Raw genomic sequence first — 18,682 nt, 5'->3', positions numbered from 1 at the left:
GGATGGCGTAGTTGGGCAGCGTTGGCAGAGCGCAACGGTGCACGCGGTGATGAAGCGCACGGTTGGTGACACGCTCCGTTCGCGCAATCGTAGCCTGCAGCGGCGTGAGCTGATCAGCAAAGGATTGGTCTCCACCATCCATCGGTATCTGCCTCTCGATGTACCCGAATCGTTGCAACAAAGTATGCGGTAGTCATCGCACGTAATGTACTCTGTAGCAAACCGCTGAATGCAGCTCATCCATACGATCTGCCCTGGCGTGGAGTCTGGCAACGGTGGATGTGACAACTTCACGTCAACCGGTCACTGCGATAGTGTGCCGGACAACAGATGCTTCCTGGAGTCGGTGATGATTATTAGAGCGTAGTACCTTTCTGCGCAAGATAGCACATCAACGGCATCGATGCAGAACTGTCTCTTGCCCGTGATAATGTTGTCCGTCCGGTGTATATCATTGCAAATTCGTGCTACATCAAATAAATCTACATGTGCTATCATAATGCCAGAATTTCGGCCTCTTTCATCATTTTTCAATCTTTATGACAGGCACACAACAGCTACAATATGAACAGGCGCTCCATTCATAACACTCGCGAAGGATAAAGGCCAATGGTTGCGCGTACTCTCAACCCCGCTCGCACTCCGGTTGCAACGCCTGATGAAGGGTTAGTCACCGACCTGCTGCCACCGATGCTCATCCTGCTAGCTACGCTGGCGGGAGCAGCGACCGGTATTTTGCTCCTTAATCGCTGGAATGGCAATGTCTGGCCCTACCTGATTATTGGGTTGCTGCTCATCTGTCTCGCGGTGAGTGATCGGCTGCGGCAGCGAGGTGATCTACGTATGGCTAGTATCGTTGTCGTTGCCGCAATAACATTATTGCCCGTGCTGAGTTGTGCTGCCTTTGGGTTTACAAACAATATCTTTATCTACCTCTCGGTACTCGGGGTTTTTGCTGCCGGGATCATGGTCTCGTCACACGCACCGTTTCGTGCTGGGCAGGCTGCGATTCTGCTTTACCTGTTGATTTTGTTGGGTGCTGATCTGATCGGGCAGCCACGACCGACATGGTTCAATGTGATTGGTCATCTGTTACTGCTAATCGCCCTGTTATTTGGCGCAGCGACGCTTAGTTGGGCGGCGGCCTATGTCGTACGCGGGACGATCATTTGGGCGATTGATACGGCCCAAAAGTCCGAGCGGCGTGAGCAGTTGTTACGAGAGACGCAGGCGACGCTGGAGCGAGCACTGCTTGAGCGCGATCTCTTGAATGAGCAGCTCTACCGTACCACGCTTGAGCTTGAAGAAGCTCGTGCTGCTGCCGAAGCAGCGTATCGATCGAAAGCCAATTTTATGGCCACAATGTCGCACGAATTGCGTACTCCACTCAACATTATTATCGGCTTCAGCACGGCTATCCTGGAACATCCTGAAATGTACGGTGATGTTCGGATTGATGAGCAGGTATTGCAAGACATCGCCGAAATCCGGCGGAGCGGTCAGCATCTATTAGGGCTGATCAACGACATCCTCGATCTGGCGAAGGTTGAGGCCGGGAAACTTGAGCTGAACAAGACAAATCTGGCACTAGGCCCACTCCTTGAAGAAACGCTTCGTACTGCGCAGGCACTGATCAACGACCGCCCCATCCAGTTGCGTCGCGAGTATCGCGAACCATTGCCGATGGTGTTTGCCGATGAGGTGCGGGTGCGGCAGGTTTTGCTGAACCTGGTTTCAAATGCCTGTAAGTTTACGCATGCAGGTGAGATTGCCGTTGGTGCTCGTGTCGATACCAATGAGATTGTACTGTGGGTACGTGATACCGGTATCGGCATTGCACCGGCAGATCAAGAGCGTATCTTCCAGCAATTTGAGCAGATCGAAAATGCCGACACTCGCCAGCATGCCGGTACCGGGCTTGGTCTCTCGATCTGTCGCTGGCTAGTTGAACTGCACGGTGGTCGGATGTGGGTAGAGAGTGAATTGGGTAAAGGCAGCATCTTCTTCTTCTCGCTACCGCGGACGCGGGCCGGTAGTGAACCGGCGTAAGGTGAAAGATTGACCGGCAATGTTGCTGGTTACCTATCACTGGTGATGATTGGGTTAGCAAAGGAGCAAGAGCGATGGCCCGAATTCTCCTTGTCGATGATGTCTACACGGCCCGTTCGATGTTTGAGCGAGTACTCCGTCACGTTGGGCGTCACGAGGTGCTTTCGGTTGGGAGTGGAGCCGATGCGCTGGCAAAGGTGCGTGAGTTTGCACCTGAGATCATTATCCTCGACATCAGTATGGCTGATCGGGATGGGTTGATGGTCTTACGCGACCTGCGGGCCATGGGGATTACCTGCCCGATCATCGCGCACACCGCTCGCACCGAAAAGACACCGGGTGAGTTTGTAGCCCATGGCTTCGATGCCTATGTGCCGAAGACGGGTAATCTGACCAACCTGTTGAGTACGGTGCGCGATCTCCTTGGACGTTGAACGGGGTTAGCATCAGCACCGTCTGCCGGCAAACATGATACGTTATCCAATCACTACCCTGGTGTGGCACCTGAGCGATGTAACGCGGTGAGTAGGGGCACGGCATGCCGTGCCCCTACTTGTCATCATAGCGGGTTGCTCGTGCTGTGAGCAAGTATTGATAAAACAGAGCACAGATTGCTGTGATCTGTTTTTCGTCTACCGTATCAACCAGAGCGGTGTTGCACGCAACGTCTCTGCGTCGGTTACAATGGAATAAGGAGCAGCAACTGATGGGAGGCGCTGTGGGTATTGATCTGGTACGCGGCATGCGTGATGTTCATCCTGCGGAATTCGCGCATGGCCGATATATACAACGTATTCTCGAACAGACGATGGCCGGTTACGGCTATCAGATGATTGATACGCCTGTCATCGAACATCGCGAACTCTATCTGCGTAAACTCGGTGAAGACCTGGTTGGTAAGGTCTACGAGTTTAGTTTTGGCGGTCGTGATCTGGCATTACGCCCGGAATGGACGGCGTCGGTATTACGGGCTTACGTGGCTAGTATGCAGGATCAGCCATTGCCGCTACGCTTGAGCTATGCCGGGCCGGTATTCCGCTACGAACGCCCTCAACGGTATACCTATCGCCAGTTTACCCAGGTTGGCGGTGAGATCATTGGTGGCCTACCGCCACGTGCCGATGCTGAAGTTATTGCGCTTGCCTGTGCCGGTTTGCAGGCCGTAGGTGTGACCGAATACACGGTTCGGATCGGGCATATTGGGCTGGCCCGCGAGTTGTTGAGTCGGTTTGAACTGCCGGAACGTACTCGTGGCCTGCTGGTCTGGAGTCTCGAACGGTTGCGAGCTGAGGGAATTGCCCCGGTGCGTGAACGGGTGTTGGCCAATCTCGGTACCCCTCCAGAGGGACTGGAACTTCCTGCCGGTTTGGATGATGAGCAGGCCGCACGCTGGCTTGAACGGGTGCTGACCGCGATGCAGATCGATCTGCGCACGGGAACGCGCAGTCCGGCTGAAGTTCTTCAGCGCCTGCTCCGTACATTACGGCGCGCCGATGAACAGCCCCTGGTCGAAGCGGCACTTGAACAATTAGCCCGGCTGGCTGCCATCAGCGGCCCACCTGAACACGCTATCCCCCTGCTGGCCGATCTGCTTGGCGACGAATCGGCAGCTTTTCGCGAACTACAGGCAATTCTCAACCTCTTCGCCGCTTGCCATATTCCTGCTGAGGGAGTCGTAATTGATGGTGCGCTGGGCCGTGGATTACACTACTATACGGGCTTAATTTTTGAGATTTACGATCGTGAGGGGAGTCAGCTCTGTGGTGGTGGACGGTATGATGATCTGGTAGGTGCACTCGGTGGACGGCAGGCCACACCGGCAGTCGGTTTTGCCTATGGACTTGAACGGGTAACCGCAGCCGCAACGACGGGTAGCGGAGAGGCACCGGAAACAGTCCTGGTTGCTGCGGTGAGTGATGATGACTACCCCTACGCCTTACACGTTGCCGAGCGGTTGCGCACCGGTTATACTGTCGTACTGGATGTGCGTAGTCGTAGCGTGAAAGATAATCTCCGTGATGCGATACGACGCAATTACAGTGCTGTGGTGATTGTCGGTGCAGCAGAGCGGGCAGGTGAGTATGTGATCTGGCGCGATCTGGCGACACGTAGCGAGCGTCAGATACCCATCGCGATGTTGGGGAGGCATCTGTGAGGGTGGGTCTTACCTGGGGGCGTGCTGTTGAACTATTACCTCATCAGCGCCAGAACATCCTTGCTCACTACCCGGTCTGCTGGTTACCGTGGGCCATGGATACGTCGCGAGCAGACCATCTCCCAATTGGCAGTGCCGGTCTGATTGCTACTGCAGTGGTTGAGCGGGCGGCACAACGAGTGGGGGGGATTGTCTATCCAACCCTATGGCACCACGATACTGTTGAGACGGGCGTTTTTCAGCGGGTGATGATGGCCTGGCTGACGATGGTTGCCGATCAGGGCTGTCAGGTTGCGGTGGTAACCGGTTTACCTGGCACCGTTGCCGAAGACCTGGCACTGATTGAGGCGGCGGAAATGGCGCTGTGTCAGCATCGGTTACTCGCGCTGGCCGTCTCGCCGCTGGAGCTGGTTGATGGAACAATGCATGATCAGGGGGCACTGTGGGAGACGTCGTTGATGCTGGCGCTGCGTCCCGATCTGGTAGACCTTACCCGTGTGGTCGGCGAGCATGAGCAGGATGTACGCAATGTTGCCAGTGCATCGTTGGGCCAACAGACCCTTCTGCTGGCAGGTGAGCGACTGGCCCGCGCAGTACGTGATCTCCTTGAGCATCGTAATACGGCAGCGCTGGCTGTCCTCTATCAGCAGCGCCGCGAGCGCTATAGACAGTAACGACTATGACTCTCCGTTTCGCTATTCCTTCCAAAGGTTCCGGGTACGAGGCAACCGTTGCGTTGCTGGAAAGTTGTGGACTGCGGGTAACCCGCGCCAATCCCCGGCAGTATACCGCGGTGTTGCGTGGTCTACCCAATACCGAGGTCTTACTCCATCGTCCGGCTGATATTGTGCTCAAGGTGGCCGAGGGTGCCATCGATTTGGGTGTAACCGGCTACGATCTGCTGCACGAGCTACGCGGTGACGATGACGATGATGTGTTGACCATCATTGATAATCTCGGTTTCTGGCGGGTCGAGCTGGTTTTTGCCGTGCCTCAAAGTTGGATTGATGTTACATCATGGGCCGATCTGGCCGATCTGGCGGTTGAGTTTCAGTCGCGTGGACGGCGCTTGCGGATCGCGACCAAATACCCCAACACAGTCCGGCGATTCTGCTATGCGCAGGGAATTAATGTCTTCGAGCTGGTTGAGTCGCAGGGCGCAACCGAGGCAGCTCCTAGTCTGGGGTATGCCGACATCATTGCCGATATTACCGAAACCGGTACGGCAATCCGGGAAAACCAGTTGAAGATTGTTGGTGGCCCATTGATCCGTTCCCAGGCCATTTTGATCGGGTCGCGACGGACATTGCGTGGCAATCGTCATCGGCTGGAGCTGGTGCGGCAGCTTTGCGAGTTGATTGAGGCGCGGCGGCGGGGACGCTTATTCTATTCGTTGACGGCTAATCTGCCAGGGGTTTCGGTAGAAGAGGTGGGGCGAAAAGTAACCGCACGCCACGAGCTGGCCGGCTTGCAGGGGCCAACCATCGCACCGGTCTGGAGTAAGTTTTCTGGTGACAGTGGTTGGTACGCGGTCAATGTAGTGGTGCCACACGAGGAATTACTGCCGGCGATCGATTATCTGCGTTCTATTGGCGCAAGTAGCGTTACAACCGTGCAGGTACAACACGTCTTCCGGGCGGAAAGTGAGGCGTTTGCGCGCCTCTGTGCACGTCTCGACGAGGAGTAGATATGTCGCAATACAGTGCAGCCGGGGTGGATATTGCTGCGGCAACGCGGGCGAAAGAGCTGATGGCAGCAGCGGTGCGGAGTACGCACGGGCCAGCAGTGCTGGCCGGGATGGGTGCGTTCGGTGGATGTTTCGATGCGACACTAGCGCTGGCCGGGATGCAGGCACCCGTTCTGGTAAGCAGTACCGATGGGGTGGGTACCAAGACGCTGGTTGCCACTGCGTTGGGGCGATACGATACGGTTGGGCAAGACCTGGTCAATCACGCGGTGAACGATATTCTGGTGCAGGGGGCGCGGCCATTGTTCTTTCTCGACTATATCGCTGTAGCCAAGCTTGATCCGGTACAGGTGGCCGCGATTGTGGCCGGTGTCGCCGAGGGGTGTCGGGCGGCCGGTTGTGCTCTGATCGGTGGTGAAACGGCGGAAATGCCTGATGTGTACGCGCCGGGGGCGTTTGATCTGGCCGGTACGATTGTGGGGGTTGTAGAACGGACGGCTATGTTACCGCGTCCTGATATTGGATCCGGCGATGCGATCCTGGCATTGCCCAGTACCGGACTGCACACCAATGGCTATTCGCTTGCCCGCCGTCTGGTTGCGCGCCACTTTGCGATCGACGGCTATGCGGCCTGTCCGTCAATCCTTAACGGTCAGACCATCGGCGAAGCGTTGCTTGCCATCCATCGCTGTTACCTGGTAGAGGTGAATGCACTACGAGCTGCCGTGCCGGTGAAAGCGATCTGCCACATTACCGGTGGTGGCATTTACGACAACCTTCCCCGCGTGCTGCCCCCTGGTCTAGGGGCCGAGATTGTGCGGGGAAGCTGGCCTATTCCCCCGATCTGTCGGTTACTGGTCGATATTGGTGGACTTGACGAGCGGGAAGCGTTTCATGCCCTGAATATGGGTCTAGGGATGCTGGTCATCGTTCCTGCCGATGCTGCGGCAACCGCGCTCGCTACTATTGCCGATGCCTGTTTGGTTGGACGAGTGACTGCAACCCCCGAAGTACGGCTGGTTGATGCCTAAAGGAGGCAGCAATGGAACTCGGCTATGTCTTGACCGAAGGGAAGACCAAAATTGTGTACGCCCACCCGACCGATGCCAGTCTGGCGATTCTCTATCACAAAGATGGGATTACCGCTAGTGATGGTGCCCGGCGTAGTGTGATTGAGGGCAAGGGGGAACTGGCCGGGAAGACGACAGCCAATGTCTTTCGGTTGCTCAATCGAGCCGGGATTGCTACTCACTTTATTGATGCGCCTGAGCCGAGGCTAACAGTGGTGCGGCGCTGTACGATGATCCCGCTCGAAGTTGTGATGCGGCGATTACCGGCCGGATCATACCTGCGACGTCATCCAGAGGCTGCCGGACAACGCTTCGATCCACCGCTGGTGGAATTTTTTCTCAAAGATGATGCCCGCCATGACCCACAAATTACTCCGCAAGAGATCATTGCCCAGGGAATCGCAACCCTTGCTGAAATTGAGCAGATGACGGACACGGGGAGAAAGGTCTTTGTGACCCTGGAAGCAGCGTGGCAACAACTTGACGTAACGATGGTTGATCTGAAGATTGAATTTGGCCGTACTGCACAGGGTGATTTACTGGTTGCCGATGTCATTGACAACGACTCGTGGCGGATCTGGCCATCCGGCGATCCGGCACAGATGCTCGACAAGCAGGTCTATCGCAATGCCCAGGTGGTTGATGAGGCACTGCTGTCCAATGTGCGGGCACGATATGCATTGGTTGCCGATCTGACGAGTCGGTGGGAAGCGATGAGTCGGTAGAACAAGGGACAAGATTACTCGTAACCGGTGGTAAGAACCTGGATGGCGATGGGGATGTAGCGCATCTTACGGATTTCCTGGATCTGCGTGGGTTAGCGGAGTTGCGGTTACATCGGTTGGCGGGTTAAAACCCTGTCTCAATTCCTAAAAGCCTCTACGGGACTGGCCTAGCGGCGGGGAAATGCTATCGCGCGTTCTCCACGGTCGCTTTGCAGGGGACTATACCGTTTATCCACAGAATCATATCGTGCACGATCCGGTGTATCACAGCATATCATCGACCAGGCGGTGTTTCGTGACGGTCCGTTCCATCGACGACGACTCGTGGGTGTCATCGTACGACCCGGATAGACACGGGGAGAGTGGATGCACGCGGTGGTGCTCGTCACAAGGGATGTGGAGCAAGCGAGGGTGGTAAAAGGAGAGGGGGTGGATTGCGGGCTATGCAGCAGACGATATCAGATGTGATATAACTCTCCATATCTGTACGAAAGGATGGGTATGCCTATTGCTGCTGGTCTGTGATCGGCAACTACCCATCCATTCTCCATTAGTACTGTCGGCAACTATTGACAACACTATTTTTCGGATGTTACAGTAGGAGTGTTTCGCACACAAGTAGAACTATGAAGATATTAAGGAGGCAACTATGACTCTGCAACCTGGTGGGATCATCTCCTGGATTCTCGTAGGTCTGATTGCCGGTTGGTTGGCCGGAAAACTAACGAAGAACTCACGCGGTCTGGCAGGAAATTTAATCCTTGGTCTGATTGGTGCTTTCGTTGGCGGTTTTCTCTTTGGGCTACTGGGTATCCAGGGAAATGCCGGCTTTTTAGGTAGTATCGTTGTTGCAACTATCGGTTCTGTGATCCTCATCTGGCTCAGTCAGTTTCTGGTTAGTAAGCGTTAGAACCGGTTGTTCAGCGATTTCTGGCTTGGTTTGGGCATTAGGCCAAGAGTCTATACTCAGACAGATACACCCGTACTCATGGAGAGTACGGGTGTAGAGTGGAATGAAGCCTAGTGTTGCACTTTTCGTCGACAGTTCTTCAATACTCTCCTAGCCGCTTCTTTTCTTGATGATGAACCGTATAAGCAGCCGGTAACTTTGTTGCCTTGTCAACAGTGATGATGTATCTTTTGTTCATCGATCTGTGTGTGTTGCCTGTAGCAGAACATTAAGGTTACCTGGGTTTGTCCACGTACAAACATTTGCCGGTCTTCTAGGCAGTGCGCCGAAAAACCGGTAGACAGTCTTTACCAGGCATGTTATATTCAGAGGCAAACCACCGATATCAGTGCATTAGGCATGCAAGAGATTCTTATTCCATTTCATATTCTTGTGAGTGCCCGTACCCCGCAGGGCTATCCGCTGCGGGCAACTTGTGCTGGCCGCAGCGCGGAGGTGATCATGCCTCCGTTAGCCGGAGCGACCATCCCCGGTAACGAGCTGGGTGAGTGGTTGTTTCCGGCCCCAATCCGGCAATTACTGATCGAAACGGCGCACGAAGCTATTGAGCACAAAGCGCGAATGCAGTTGCGGCTAGAGGTAGCGGCACCTGAGCTGACAATCTTGCCATGGGAGAGTGTTGTGCTTAGCAGTGGCGATCAGTGCTGGCAGCCTGCGATTCGCGACGATTACACCCTGGTACGTATCAGTTCCCGTTCCATTCATCCGCCACTACCACGCCGGGTCGCCGGGCCGTTGCGAGTCCTGATTGCGGTGGCTCGTGGTCACGATGCAGTGGCTGACGCTTTAGGTGAGGCCCTTATCGAACCGGTACGGGCCGGCCTGCTGGTAGTGGATCGTCTGCGTGAGGCAACGGCTGATGAGATTGTCGCTGAACTGGCAGCAGAGCCACGCCATATCTTGCATCTGATCGGCGAATTTGAGCAACCGCCCCGGCAGGCCGCACGGATGCGTCTGGGGCGAGCAGTTACTGCCGGCGAGCTGGCTGAATTTCTGGTTGGTATTGATGATCTACGTCTGTTGACAGTAGCGGGCAGCGCTATTGAGAGTTGTATCGGCTTCGCCAGCAGTCTGCACCATCTCGATGGGCGGGCGGTCGTTGCTTTACCCAATCTAAGCACTCTTGCGCAGGCGCGTTGGAGTACGGCCTGTTATCACGCTCTGGCCAGCGGTGAACCGGTGGATATTGCGGTAACCCTGGGCAGAGCTGAGCTGGCCAACCTTCAAGAATCCTGGAGTGCACCGCAACTTTACCTTGCCCCCGGCGGTGAGAAACTCTTCCGTCCGGGTGAACCACCGATTGCGCCGGCGCCGCCGGAAGCAGTGCGCACGGTACGCACAACGACACCGGTTCAGCGCAAGCCACGATTTGCCCCGATTACAACCAGTGTCGGTGCCCCAACGAAGCGGATCCAAGAACTGGCGCGTCGAGTGCGTCTGCGCCCCCAGATCATTGCCCTGCTGATCGCCAGTCTGGTACTGATTCTACTGGTGAGTCAGGTGATCAATCTGCCGGGTGGCAGCACGCCGACCCCAACATCGGTTGTTACGCCGACGCCCCCTCTGTTGCTCGATCCGATACGGATTCCGGTGCCGACGCTCATGCCAACGCCTGTGCCATAAAACGTAGGTGGAAGCAACACTTTATTGTACCGTTGGAAGGATGTGATGATGACCGTGCCCCTGGATCGCTCCTACGCAGACCAGCTTGATGCGGCTGATGATTTGGCCGGTATGCAGCAGGCGTTTGTCAACCTTGAACCGGATATGATCTACCTGGATGGCAACTCGCTGGGACGGTTGCCGCGTGCTGCGGTTGATCTGGCCGATGGTCTGGTGCGCAGACAGTGGGGAGAGCGCCTGATTCGCGGGTGGAATGAGGGCTGGTTTGATCTGCCAGAGCGGATCGGGGCCAAAATTGCCCGTCTGGTTGGGGCTGCGCCAGATGAGGTGATTGTCGCCGATAGCACATCGGTCAATTTGTTTAAGCTGGTTGTGGCTGCTCTGCGGGCGCAATGGGGTCGGATGCGGATCATCAGCGATGACCTCAACTTTCCCTCAGACCTCTACATCTTGCAGGGTGTCGTCGATCTGCTTGGATCGGGGCATGAAATTGCAGTGGCGTATTCAGCCGACGGCATTCACGGCCCGGTTGAGACGATTCTGAGCCTGCTTGACCACAACACAGCCCTGCTGACCCTCTCACACGTTACCTTCAAAAGTGGCTTTCTCTACGATATGAAAGCCCTGACTGCGGCTGCCCATGCGGTTGGTGCGTTGACGATATGGGATTTGAGTCACTCGGTTGGGGCAGTGCCGATTGATCTCAACGGGAGTGGCGTTGATCTCGCGGTTGGTTGTTGCTACAAATATTTGAACGGTGGCCCCGGCGCTCCGGCATTCTTGTATATTCGTCGCGATCTTCAGGAACGTCTGATCAACCCGATTAGCGGCTGGATGGGGCAGCGCGATCCATTCAATTTTGATCTGGATTATAAACCGGCTCCCGGTCTGCGCCGCTTTCTTACCGGTACGCCACCTATCATGTCGCTGGCGCTGATTGAGCCGGGGGTCGATCTGATTCTGGCCGCCGGGATTGAGCGCTTGCGGGCCAAATCGATTGCCCAAACCGAGTACCTGATTGAGTTGTGGCAGCAACGGCTGGCCCCGCTCGGTTACACACTCAACTCACCCCGCGACTCGGCGCGTCGCGGTTCACACGTCTCACTCGGTCATCCTGCCGGTCTGGGCATTGATCTGGCCCTGATCAATGAGCTGAATGTGCTGCCCGATTTTCGGCCCCCCGATAACATCCGGCTCGGCATTACGCCGCTCTACACCAGTTATCGCGACATTTACATCGCGGTTGAACGTTTGGCCCAGGCGGTGACCGAACAGCGCTATCTGAAGTATCAGTCAAATCGACCGACAGTAACGTAACGGTGTGAGCGGTGTGTTGATGAGGAAAATGCCAGTATGGCTTTGACTGAGACTGAATGATTGCTGTCCTGTGGTTTGTGCTCTTGGTGTGGTTGAGGTGGGCACATGCCATCACGTTTACGCTTATCCTCTTTTGGTTGTCAGACCGACGCTCTGGATCAGGTGTCACCTTCCTCAATCTGACGCACTGTGCTGCGCCGGCTACGCCGCCGTCCGGTTTCGGCGAGCGGGAACAGTGCGTCTAATGCAGCATTGATGGCCGTTTGTTCAGCCTGGACACCGGCGGTATGCCGATCAAACCAGTCGCTGTGCCGCCACGTCAGTGCCAGCGGTGCAATCCGCCGAATGTCTTCTGCGTTGACGACATTGCGAAAATCGGCGGCGGCCCGTGCTCGTGCACCTTCGAGGAGCGCAATCTCGGCCCGATGCGAAGGGATGCGCAACTGCTGCACCAGGGCCAGTGCCTGCTCTTCCAGTTCTGGCGGAATCGTAACGTGGGGAAGTATCTCACGAGCGACCATAATCTCTTCGGCCAGTGCAGCCGTTTGGGCCGCGTATGCCTGCCGGAATCCTGCCGGATCGTTGCGAAAATCACGTGCCCGCCGGTAGATTTCAAGCCGGGCATGCTGATCGCTTACCGGCGCTACCCATACTCGCAAGCCAAAACGGTCGAGGATTTGGGGCCGCAGTGCGCCCTCTTCCGGATTCATCGAGCCGATTAACACAAACTGGCTGGGGAAGAGACGCACCATCGCACCACGCCGCACGAATGTCCGTCCCTGCGCTGCAGCATCGAGGATGGCATCGACGACGGCCTGGTCGAGTAGATTGATCTCATCAACGTACAAGACGTTGCCGTGGGCGCGGGCCAGAATCCCCTCTTCCAGCCGGACAATTCGTTGTTCGAGGGCCACCCGCTCGTTAATCCCACCCACCACGTCTTCGAGGCGGGCATTGAGCGGGAGTTCAATCAGCCGCATCCGCTCGACTATCGTCTTCCCATCGGCATCCGGATATTCGCGAGTAACGAATGGCATCAGGTCGATCAGGGCACGGACTGCTGTCGTTTTGCCAACCCCGTAAGGCCCACTGAGCAGGATGCCACCTACCTGTGGATTGATGAGGCCAAGGATTAATGCCGTTTTCAGCTCGGTCTGACCGACCATCGCCAGCAGTGGAAACGGATGAATATCGTCGGTCATAGCTCAGAGCCTCGTATGCGTCCACAGCGTGCGTCTGATAACTGTGAATTGGGTTGAGAATGGCTCACCCAGCCCGCTTGCCCCGTCATAGCATCTCGATCTCGTAGGTCAGCAAAGGACAATCGGGGCGCTGCCGTTCGATGAAATGGACGACCGATTCGAGTTGGCGTTGTGCGTGCACTCGGTCAGTAGCAACCACGGCCACGCCGAGCCGTGCGCTTTGCCAGCGGTCTTGATCATCAATTTCAGCTACCGAAACGTTGAACTCGTTGCGAATCCGGGCTATGAGTGAGCGCAAGACCTGGCGCTTCTCTTTCAGCGATTGTGCAGTAGCAATGTGGAGATGGATTGTGCAAGAACCGATGATCATGGCGTTGTTGATGAATCAGTTCAAACTATTCCAACCACCCAACAGGCTCGACGGATCAAGACCCTGTGGGCCGCGCGGCAAGATTGCCATCTCCGTCCGCAGGGCCATGGTCAGACTGCGTAAACGGTCAGTGACGTCGGTTTCTAGCCAGCGTTGTTTCTGGGCCATATCGATCTGCAACCGGTCGGCCAGAATGTACCCCAGCTTGATCGGGTCGAGCGGCAACGACTCGACCTCGATCTCGGTTCCGGTGATGGTAGCAATGCGCTCCCAGTACCGCTGATAGGTATTGCGTAGTTCAGTTGCCGCAGCAATACTCTCGTTATCGGTCTGTTCAGGAAGCAACTGCACTTTTGCCACCAGATATGGTGATTGGTCGATGATCTGGAGAATGCGAAAGCGCTGCTGCCCCATCACGTGCAACAGGTAACGGCCATCTTCCAGCTTGAGATACTCCTGAATGATGGCAACGGTGCCAACATCGTATGGCTCTGGGGCAACATCAACCACACGGCCTTCTATGACCTCGTGTCCCCGGCGGAGCAGGACAATCCCAAACCGTTGTTCCCCGGCCAGACAGCGCCCAATCATCAGGCGATAACGTTGCTCAAAAATGTGCAGACTCATTGTGCCGCCGGGGAAGAGGAGCGAACCAAGTGGAAATAATGGTAGAAGGTGTTCCATACCGATTTACCCATCTGTCCATGTGCAGGTCCAGACGGTTGTTTCAGCCGGGCCAAGGTTGAGATCGATCAGCAGTTCTATTTCCGGGCCTGACATCGTCTGTACCAACATCGTCGGGTCGAAAGGAACGGGTGCGCCGCGGAGCATGACCGGCACCGTTCCGATCCGTAAGTCGAGGAGATCGGGGCGCAATTCTACGTTGCTGGCCCCAATTGCCGCCAGGAGTGCTCCCCAATCGGATGAATGACGCCGACAGGCCGCGCGTACCGATCCAGAGCGGGCAACGGTGTGGGCAATTGCGCTGGCGGTGGCTTCATCGGCTGCCCCTTGCACCACTACCTTTATTACTTTACCAGAACCGGCGGCATCGCGCACGATTTGCCCGGCCAGATCTGCACACAAAAAATCGAGTGCTTCTTGAAACACACCAAACTCCCAGGTGCTGGAGTCGGTAATGGGTGGGTGATCAATCGCCTCGTTGGCCAGCATGATAACACTATCGTTTGGGCTGCAATCGCCATCAATATTGAGCCGGTTGAATGAGCGCTCTACGCTCTGGTGCAGTGCCCGTTGCAAGAGAGGTTGACTGATCGCCAGATCGGTAGTGATCAGCGCCAGCACGGTAGCCAGGCGCGGATGGATCATGCGGGTTCCCTTCGCCATGCCGGCCAGGGTGAAGCGAGGGCCGTTGCGCAAGGTGACGCGCAGTACCCGCTCTTTGGGTCGAGTGTCGGTGGTTAAGATTGCCAGGGCTGCACGACGACCACCATTACTGTCGAGTTCGCTCACTGCCCGCCTGATCCCGTTGCGCATCCGTTGCATCGGGAGCGGCACCCCGATCAACCCGGTTGACATCAACAACACCGAGTCGCGCGGTACCTCCAGTTCATCAGCGGTGATCTTGGCACATTCGATAGCATCATTCAACCCGCTCTGCCCGGTGCCGGCATTGGCTTGACCGGCGTTGATCAATACAGCGCGAATAGCATCGTGATTGCGCAATAAAATAGCCTGACTCAGAAAGACTGGTGCAGCTTTGAAGACACTGGTGGTAAATAATGCCGCTGCCCGGCACGGGTATTGCGAGTAGACGAGTGCCAGATCGCGAGCTTTACTGCCCTCTTTTAGCCCGGCGGCAACACCGGTGGCGCGAAAGCCGGTTGGGCTGGCGATGTGACCATCTTCAAAGATCGTGAAGTTCATACCTGCTCTGCAACTACGTACGAGTGTCTATAGTTTACCACACCCGGCAGATTAAACCTTTGAGATATTCCGCTTCAGGAAAACTCAGCAATACCGGATGATCGGGTGCCTGCGTCAGTCGCTCCAGAATTTGCACATCGCGACCGGCATCAACCGCAGCCCCGAAGATGATTTTTTGAAATAGATCGGCTGAAACCAACCCCGAACAACTAAAGGTAGCCAGGATGCCACCGCGTCGGATCAGGTGGAGTGCCTGCAAATTAATATCTTTGTAGCCGCGTGTCGCCCGTTGTAAATGTGCCTGTTGATGAACGAATTTCGGTGGGTCGAGAATAACGACATCAAATTGGCGCTGATCGCTGCGATACCGGCGTAACACCTGAAACACATCACCCTCGACAAACGTTGTTGGTGTGGACAGGTTGTTGAGCCGAAGATTATCAGCCGCCAACCCCAGCGCTTCGGCACTGGCATCAACCAGTGTCAACTGACGAGCGCCGGCCAGCGCAGCGGCCAGGGCAAAGCCGCCCGCGTAGGAGAAACAATCGAGTGTATCGGTGTCTGCACAATACGCCCCCACCCGCAGGTGATTGATCGCCTGATCGAGGTAAATGCCGGTCTTCTGACCGGTTTGCAGGTCGGCGAACATGCGCCGTTTGGTGACCGGTTGATCGAGTGCAGTGATGAGCGTGACCGGCAATCGCGGCGGGGTTTCGCCCCAGCGTAAGCCAACCGCAGGTGGTAGCCCTTCCTTTGCACGTACCTCAGCATCGCTCCGCTCGTAGATACCGCGTGGCGCCAGCAGATCGACTAACGCTGCAATCACCTGATCGGCACGCACTGCCATTGCCTGAGTGAGCAGTTGGATAACCAGATAGCAGCCGTAGCGGTCAACAATGAGGCCAGGTAGGCCGTCCGACTCACTGAACACAAGCCGGCAGGCAATCGCCGGATTCTGAAGCCAGTATTCGCGCCCGGCTACAGCCCGGGCAATGGTCTCGCGAAGCCAGGTTTCATCAAGGGACTGGGTTGCATCCCAGCTCGCCAGCCGTACTCGCAGTTGCGACGTGCTGCTCCAGAATCCACGAGCCAGCCAGCTCCCATCTTTTGCGCATACATCAACAACATCGCCGGGCGCGGGGTTACCACGTACTTCGGCGATAGCACCAGAAAAGACCCATGGATGGCGCTGGACAATCGGTCGTTCGCGACCGGGAAGGATGATAACAGTTGTCATAATGAATTAATCTATCACGCGCTTGTAGTGCGGTCAAGCAAACGATAGCGTATCTATGCGATCTGTGAACAAATTTACACCGAGAGACCCTATTGGATCATTCCCCTTTAGACTCCTAGCGATGCAAGTATCGTGTCGATAGGGTACGGTAGCCGTGCTTCCCCATTCACATACCGCGCCGGGTGCATGGGTGGTGTAACAGACATACTCTGGGCCATTGCCCACCTCCGTTATAATACTACCGTTACCCGATGTTTGAAAAAGAGGAGCTGGTATGCAGTACACCCGTTTTGGCTCAACCGGCATGCACGTCTCGCGTATCTGTTTGGGTTGTATGAGCTACGGCTCGCCCCAGTGGCGTGAATGGGTGCTTGATGAAGACGCCAGCCGCCCGTTTATCTTTCGTGCGCTGGAGCTGGGTATCAATTTTTTCGACACCGCCGATATGTATTCGCTCGGGGTAAGCGAAGAGATTCTGGGGCGGGCGATCCGTGATTCTGGGGTGCGCCGCGAAGAGCTGGTCATCGCGACCAAAGTCTATCAGCCGATGAGCGACCGCCCAAACGACCGTGGGCTGTCGCGGAAGCATATTATGCAGGCTATCGATGCCTCGTTGCGCCGTCTGGGGATGGATTATGTCGATCTGTACCAGATTCATCGCTGGGACTACGAGACCCCCATCGAAGAGACGCTTGAGGCGTTGAATGATGTGGTGCGCGCCGGCAAGGCGCTCTACATCGGTGCATCCAGCATGTTCGCCTGGCAACTGGCGAAGGCGCTGGGGATTCAGGAACGACGCGGTTGGGCGCGCTTTGTGTCGATGCAAAACCACCTTAACCTTGTTTACCGCGAGGAAGAGCGCGAGATGCTCCCGCTGTGTCGCGATGCTGGGCTAGCGGTTATTCCGTGGAGTCCGCTGGCACGAGGTTTTCTTACCGGTAATCGTCCCCAGGGCACCGGTGCAGCGACCGTGCGTGGTCGTTCAGATACCATCTCGCACGCGATGTATGATGCCAGCGACTACGTCATCGTCGAGCGGGTTAGCGAACTGGCCCGCGAACGCGGGGTGAGCAATGCGCAAATCGCGCTGGCCTGGCTCCTCCACAAGCCCGAAGTCACTGCACCGATTATCGGTGCCACCAAGATGTATCAGCTTGAAGAGGCAGTTGCTGCCCTCGATGTGAAGTTGTCGCCCGCAGAGATTCAGCGTTTAGAGGAACCCTACCGCCCGAAACCGATCCGTGGCCATGCCTAGCCGGCAGGGAATGAAGCGATGTCTACCGGGAAAACCATCACCCCTGCCGACATCCTGGCTGCTCGCCGTCGCATCAGCGGTATCGTTCAACCAACTCCGCTTGAGGTGAGTCGCCCCTTGAGCGCCCTGATCGGTGCCGAGGTCTGGTTGAAGCTGGAACTGGCACAGGTGACCGGCAGTTTTAAGCTGCGTGGTGCAGCTAATGCTCTGCGCCAGTTACCACCTGCCACGCATGTCGTGGCCTGCTCGGCGGGCAATCACGCGCTCGGTGTGGCTCATACCGCCGCGCTGACCGGTACGCCGGCCACGCTGGTGGTACCGACCTCAGCCTCGCCAGCGAAGGTCGCCGCATTGCAACGCTATCCGGTTGAGGTGATATTGCACGGTGCCGGCTACGACGAAGCTGAAACCGAAGCACTTCGCCTGGCAGCCCACCACGGCTGGCATTTTGTGTCACCCTACAACGACCCGGCAGTGATTGCCGGGCAGGGAACGCTGGCAATTGAGGTCTGGGACGCATTACCCGACGTCGATGTGGTGGTAGTCGCGGTCGGCGGCGGTGGGTTAGCCAGCGGCGTTGGTATCTGGGCCAGAGCGATGAACCCGCGCGTCCGCATCATTGGCGTACAGGCAGCCGCTTCCGCGGCAATGGCGGCGGCGTTACGGGCCGGACGGGTCGTTCCGGCACCTGATGAACCAACGCTGGCTGACGGTTTGGCCGGTGGTATCGCCGGCGATACCATCACACTCCCGATCCTGCAACAGGTTTTAGACGAGATGATCCTGATCGAAGAGGCAGCTATTGCTCGCGCTATGCGCTGGTTAATCGATGAACACCATCTGATTGTAGAAGGGAGTGCTGCGGTGACGGTGGCAGCCCTGCTCGAAGGTCAGATCACGCATCTTGCCAGCAAACGGATCGTGGCGCTGCTCTGCGGGCGTAATGTTGCTATTTCCACTTTGCAACACATTCTCGCAGTTCCGCCAAAAGACGGAGTGTCATCCCATTGACAGCAATCCGTTGCCGTGCTATGCTGCACGGGCAAGCGGTTCGTATTCGTACAGAGGAGGACGTTCATGATACTCATCACCAACCAGGACTTAATGATTGCCACCGTCGTGGTGATGACGAACG

The 18,682-nt window shown here is 56.4% G+C and carries 18 protein-coding genes; 13 read left to right on the top strand and 5 right to left on the bottom strand.

The features are described from left to right. The 11 genes from VAE55_RS04425 to kynU form a co-directional block, all read left to right on the top strand. Window positions 1-193 (top strand): hypothetical protein (locus tag VAE55_RS04425; protein WP_322814599.1); only part of this gene is annotated, 193 nt, incomplete at its 5' end. Window positions 194-609: 416 nt separating this feature from the next. Next, window positions 610-2,049, top strand: a complete 1,440-nt coding sequence (locus VAE55_RS04420) for a sensor histidine kinase (RefSeq protein ID WP_322814598.1) — start codon at window positions 610-612, stop codon at window positions 2,047-2,049. Between the two features lie 74 nt (window positions 2,050-2,123). After that, on the top strand, window positions 2,124-2,483 hold the full coding sequence (locus VAE55_RS04415) for a response regulator (protein ID WP_322814597.1): 360 nt from the start codon (window positions 2,124-2,126) through the stop codon (window positions 2,481-2,483). Between the two features lie 272 nt (window positions 2,484-2,755). Beyond that, entirely contained in the window at window positions 2,756-4,204 is a 1,449-nt protein-coding gene (gene hisZ, locus VAE55_RS04410; protein ID WP_322814596.1) for an ATP phosphoribosyltransferase regulatory subunit, read from the top strand. Beyond that, complete coding sequence (locus tag VAE55_RS04405) at window positions 4,201-4,878, top strand: hypothetical protein (RefSeq protein WP_322814595.1); 678 nt, start codon at window positions 4,201-4,203, stop codon at window positions 4,876-4,878. Before hisZ ends, VAE55_RS04405 begins: the two co-directional genes overlap by 4 nt. A 5-nt stretch (window positions 4,879-4,883) precedes the next feature. Further along, on the top strand, window positions 4,884-5,891 hold the full coding sequence (gene hisG, locus VAE55_RS04400; RefSeq protein ID WP_322814594.1) for an ATP phosphoribosyltransferase: 1,008 nt from the start codon (window positions 4,884-4,886) through the stop codon (window positions 5,889-5,891). Window positions 5,892-5,893: 2 nt separating this feature from the next. Further along, a complete protein-coding gene (gene purM, locus VAE55_RS04395; RefSeq protein WP_322814593.1) occupies window positions 5,894-6,922 on the top strand; it encodes a phosphoribosylformylglycinamidine cyclo-ligase in 1,029 nt (342 codons plus the stop codon). Between the two features lie 11 nt (window positions 6,923-6,933). Beyond that, window positions 6,934-7,686 (top strand): phosphoribosylaminoimidazolesuccinocarboxamide synthase, encoded by a 753-nt coding sequence (locus VAE55_RS04390; protein ID WP_322814592.1) that lies wholly within the window; start codon window positions 6,934-6,936, stop codon window positions 7,684-7,686. Window positions 7,687-8,335: 649 nt separating this feature from the next. Further along, a complete protein-coding gene (locus VAE55_RS04385) occupies window positions 8,336-8,596 on the top strand; it encodes a GlsB/YeaQ/YmgE family stress response membrane protein (protein ID WP_322814591.1) in 261 nt (86 codons plus the stop codon). A 399-nt stretch (window positions 8,597-8,995) separates the two neighbouring features. Then, on the top strand, window positions 8,996-10,279 hold the full coding sequence (locus VAE55_RS04380) for a polysaccharide deacetylase (protein ID WP_322814590.1): 1,284 nt from the start codon (window positions 8,996-8,998) through the stop codon (window positions 10,277-10,279). A 48-nt stretch (window positions 10,280-10,327) separates the two neighbouring features. Continuing rightward, window positions 10,328-11,596 (top strand): kynureninase, encoded by a 1,269-nt coding sequence (kynU, locus tag VAE55_RS04375; protein WP_416181167.1) that lies wholly within the window; start codon window positions 10,328-10,330, stop codon window positions 11,594-11,596. A gap of 158 nt (window positions 11,597-11,754) precedes the next feature. On the opposite strand, the gene VAE55_RS04370 is transcribed toward kynU, so the two are convergent. The 5 genes from VAE55_RS04370 to VAE55_RS04350 all read right to left on the bottom strand — a co-directional run bounded on the left by VAE55_RS04370 (window position 11,755) and on the right by VAE55_RS04350 (window position 16,292). Continuing rightward, window positions 11,755-12,798, bottom strand: coding sequence for an ATP-binding protein (locus VAE55_RS04370; protein ID WP_322814588.1), 1,044 nt, complete (start codon window positions 12,796-12,798; stop codon window positions 11,755-11,757). A gap of 85 nt (window positions 12,799-12,883) precedes the next feature. Continuing rightward, entirely contained in the window at window positions 12,884-13,168 is a 285-nt protein-coding gene (locus VAE55_RS04365; protein ID WP_012257138.1) for a DUF503 domain-containing protein, read from the bottom strand. A 15-nt stretch (window positions 13,169-13,183) separates the two neighbouring features. Continuing rightward, a complete protein-coding gene (locus VAE55_RS04360) occupies window positions 13,184-13,852 on the bottom strand; it encodes an LON peptidase substrate-binding domain-containing protein (protein ID WP_322814587.1) in 669 nt (222 codons plus the stop codon). A gap of 6 nt (window positions 13,853-13,858) precedes the next feature. Continuing rightward, window positions 13,859-15,055, bottom strand: coding sequence for a bifunctional glutamate N-acetyltransferase/amino-acid acetyltransferase ArgJ (gene argJ / locus VAE55_RS04355; protein ID WP_322814586.1), 1,197 nt, complete (start codon window positions 15,053-15,055; stop codon window positions 13,859-13,861). Window positions 15,056-15,089: 34 nt separating this feature from the next. Beyond that, entirely contained in the window at window positions 15,090-16,292 is a 1,203-nt protein-coding gene (locus VAE55_RS04350) for a class I SAM-dependent rRNA methyltransferase (protein WP_322814585.1), read from the bottom strand. A gap of 274 nt (window positions 16,293-16,566) precedes the next feature. On the opposite strand from VAE55_RS04350, the gene VAE55_RS04345 reads away from it, so the two are divergent. Then, window positions 16,567-17,547 (top strand): aldo/keto reductase, encoded by a 981-nt coding sequence (locus VAE55_RS04345; protein ID WP_322814584.1) that lies wholly within the window; start codon window positions 16,567-16,569, stop codon window positions 17,545-17,547. A gap of 18 nt (window positions 17,548-17,565) precedes the next feature. After that, window positions 17,566-18,558, top strand: coding sequence for a threonine/serine dehydratase (locus VAE55_RS04340; protein ID WP_322814583.1), 993 nt, complete (start codon window positions 17,566-17,568; stop codon window positions 18,556-18,558). Window positions 18,559-18,682 lie beyond the last annotated feature (124 nt).

The sequence above is a fragment of the Chloroflexus sp. genome, assembly GCF_034432675.1.
Classification (GTDB): domain Bacteria; phylum Chloroflexota; class Chloroflexia; order Chloroflexales; family Chloroflexaceae; genus Chloroflexus.
This window is presented reverse-complemented; position numbering and strand designations above follow the sequence as displayed.

Coding starts and splice junctions, on each gene's coding strand:
- VAE55_RS04415 (WP_322814597.1), top strand. CDS start 2,124: ATGGCCCGAATTCTCCTTGTCGATGATGTCTACACGGCCCGTTCGATG.
- VAE55_RS04340 (WP_322814583.1), top strand. CDS start 17,566: ATGTCTACCGGGAAAACCATCACCCCTGCCGACATCCTGGCTGCTCGC.
- purM (WP_322814593.1), top strand. CDS start 5,894: ATGTCGCAATACAGTGCAGCCGGGGTGGATATTGCTGCGGCAACGCGG.
- VAE55_RS04360 (WP_322814587.1), bottom strand. CDS start 13,852: ATGGAACACCTTCTACCATTATTTCCACTTGGTTCGCTCCTCTTCCCC.
- VAE55_RS04370 (WP_322814588.1), bottom strand. CDS start 12,798: ATGACCGACGATATTCATCCGTTTCCACTGCTGGCGATGGTCGGTCAG.
- VAE55_RS04365 (WP_012257138.1), bottom strand. CDS start 13,168: ATGATCATCGGTTCTTGCACAATCCATCTCCACATTGCTACTGCACAA.
- VAE55_RS04380 (WP_322814590.1), top strand. CDS start 8,996: ATGCAAGAGATTCTTATTCCATTTCATATTCTTGTGAGTGCCCGTACC.
- VAE55_RS04345 (WP_322814584.1), top strand. CDS start 16,567: ATGCAGTACACCCGTTTTGGCTCAACCGGCATGCACGTCTCGCGTATC.
- argJ (WP_322814586.1), bottom strand. CDS start 15,055: ATGAACTTCACGATCTTTGAAGATGGTCACATCGCCAGCCCAACCGGC.
- VAE55_RS04385 (WP_322814591.1), top strand. CDS start 8,336: ATGACTCTGCAACCTGGTGGGATCATCTCCTGGATTCTCGTAGGTCTG.
- VAE55_RS04390 (WP_322814592.1), top strand. CDS start 6,934: ATGGAACTCGGCTATGTCTTGACCGAAGGGAAGACCAAAATTGTGTAC.
- kynU (WP_416181167.1), top strand. CDS start 10,328: ATGACCGTGCCCCTGGATCGCTCCTACGCAGACCAGCTTGATGCGGCT.
- hisG (WP_322814594.1), top strand. CDS start 4,884: ATGACTCTCCGTTTCGCTATTCCTTCCAAAGGTTCCGGGTACGAGGCA.
- VAE55_RS04350 (WP_322814585.1), bottom strand. CDS start 16,292: ATGACAACTGTTATCATCCTTCCCGGTCGCGAACGACCGATTGTCCAG.
- hisZ (WP_322814596.1), top strand. CDS start 2,756: ATGGGAGGCGCTGTGGGTATTGATCTGGTACGCGGCATGCGTGATGTT.
- VAE55_RS04420 (WP_322814598.1), top strand. CDS start 610: ATGGTTGCGCGTACTCTCAACCCCGCTCGCACTCCGGTTGCAACGCCT.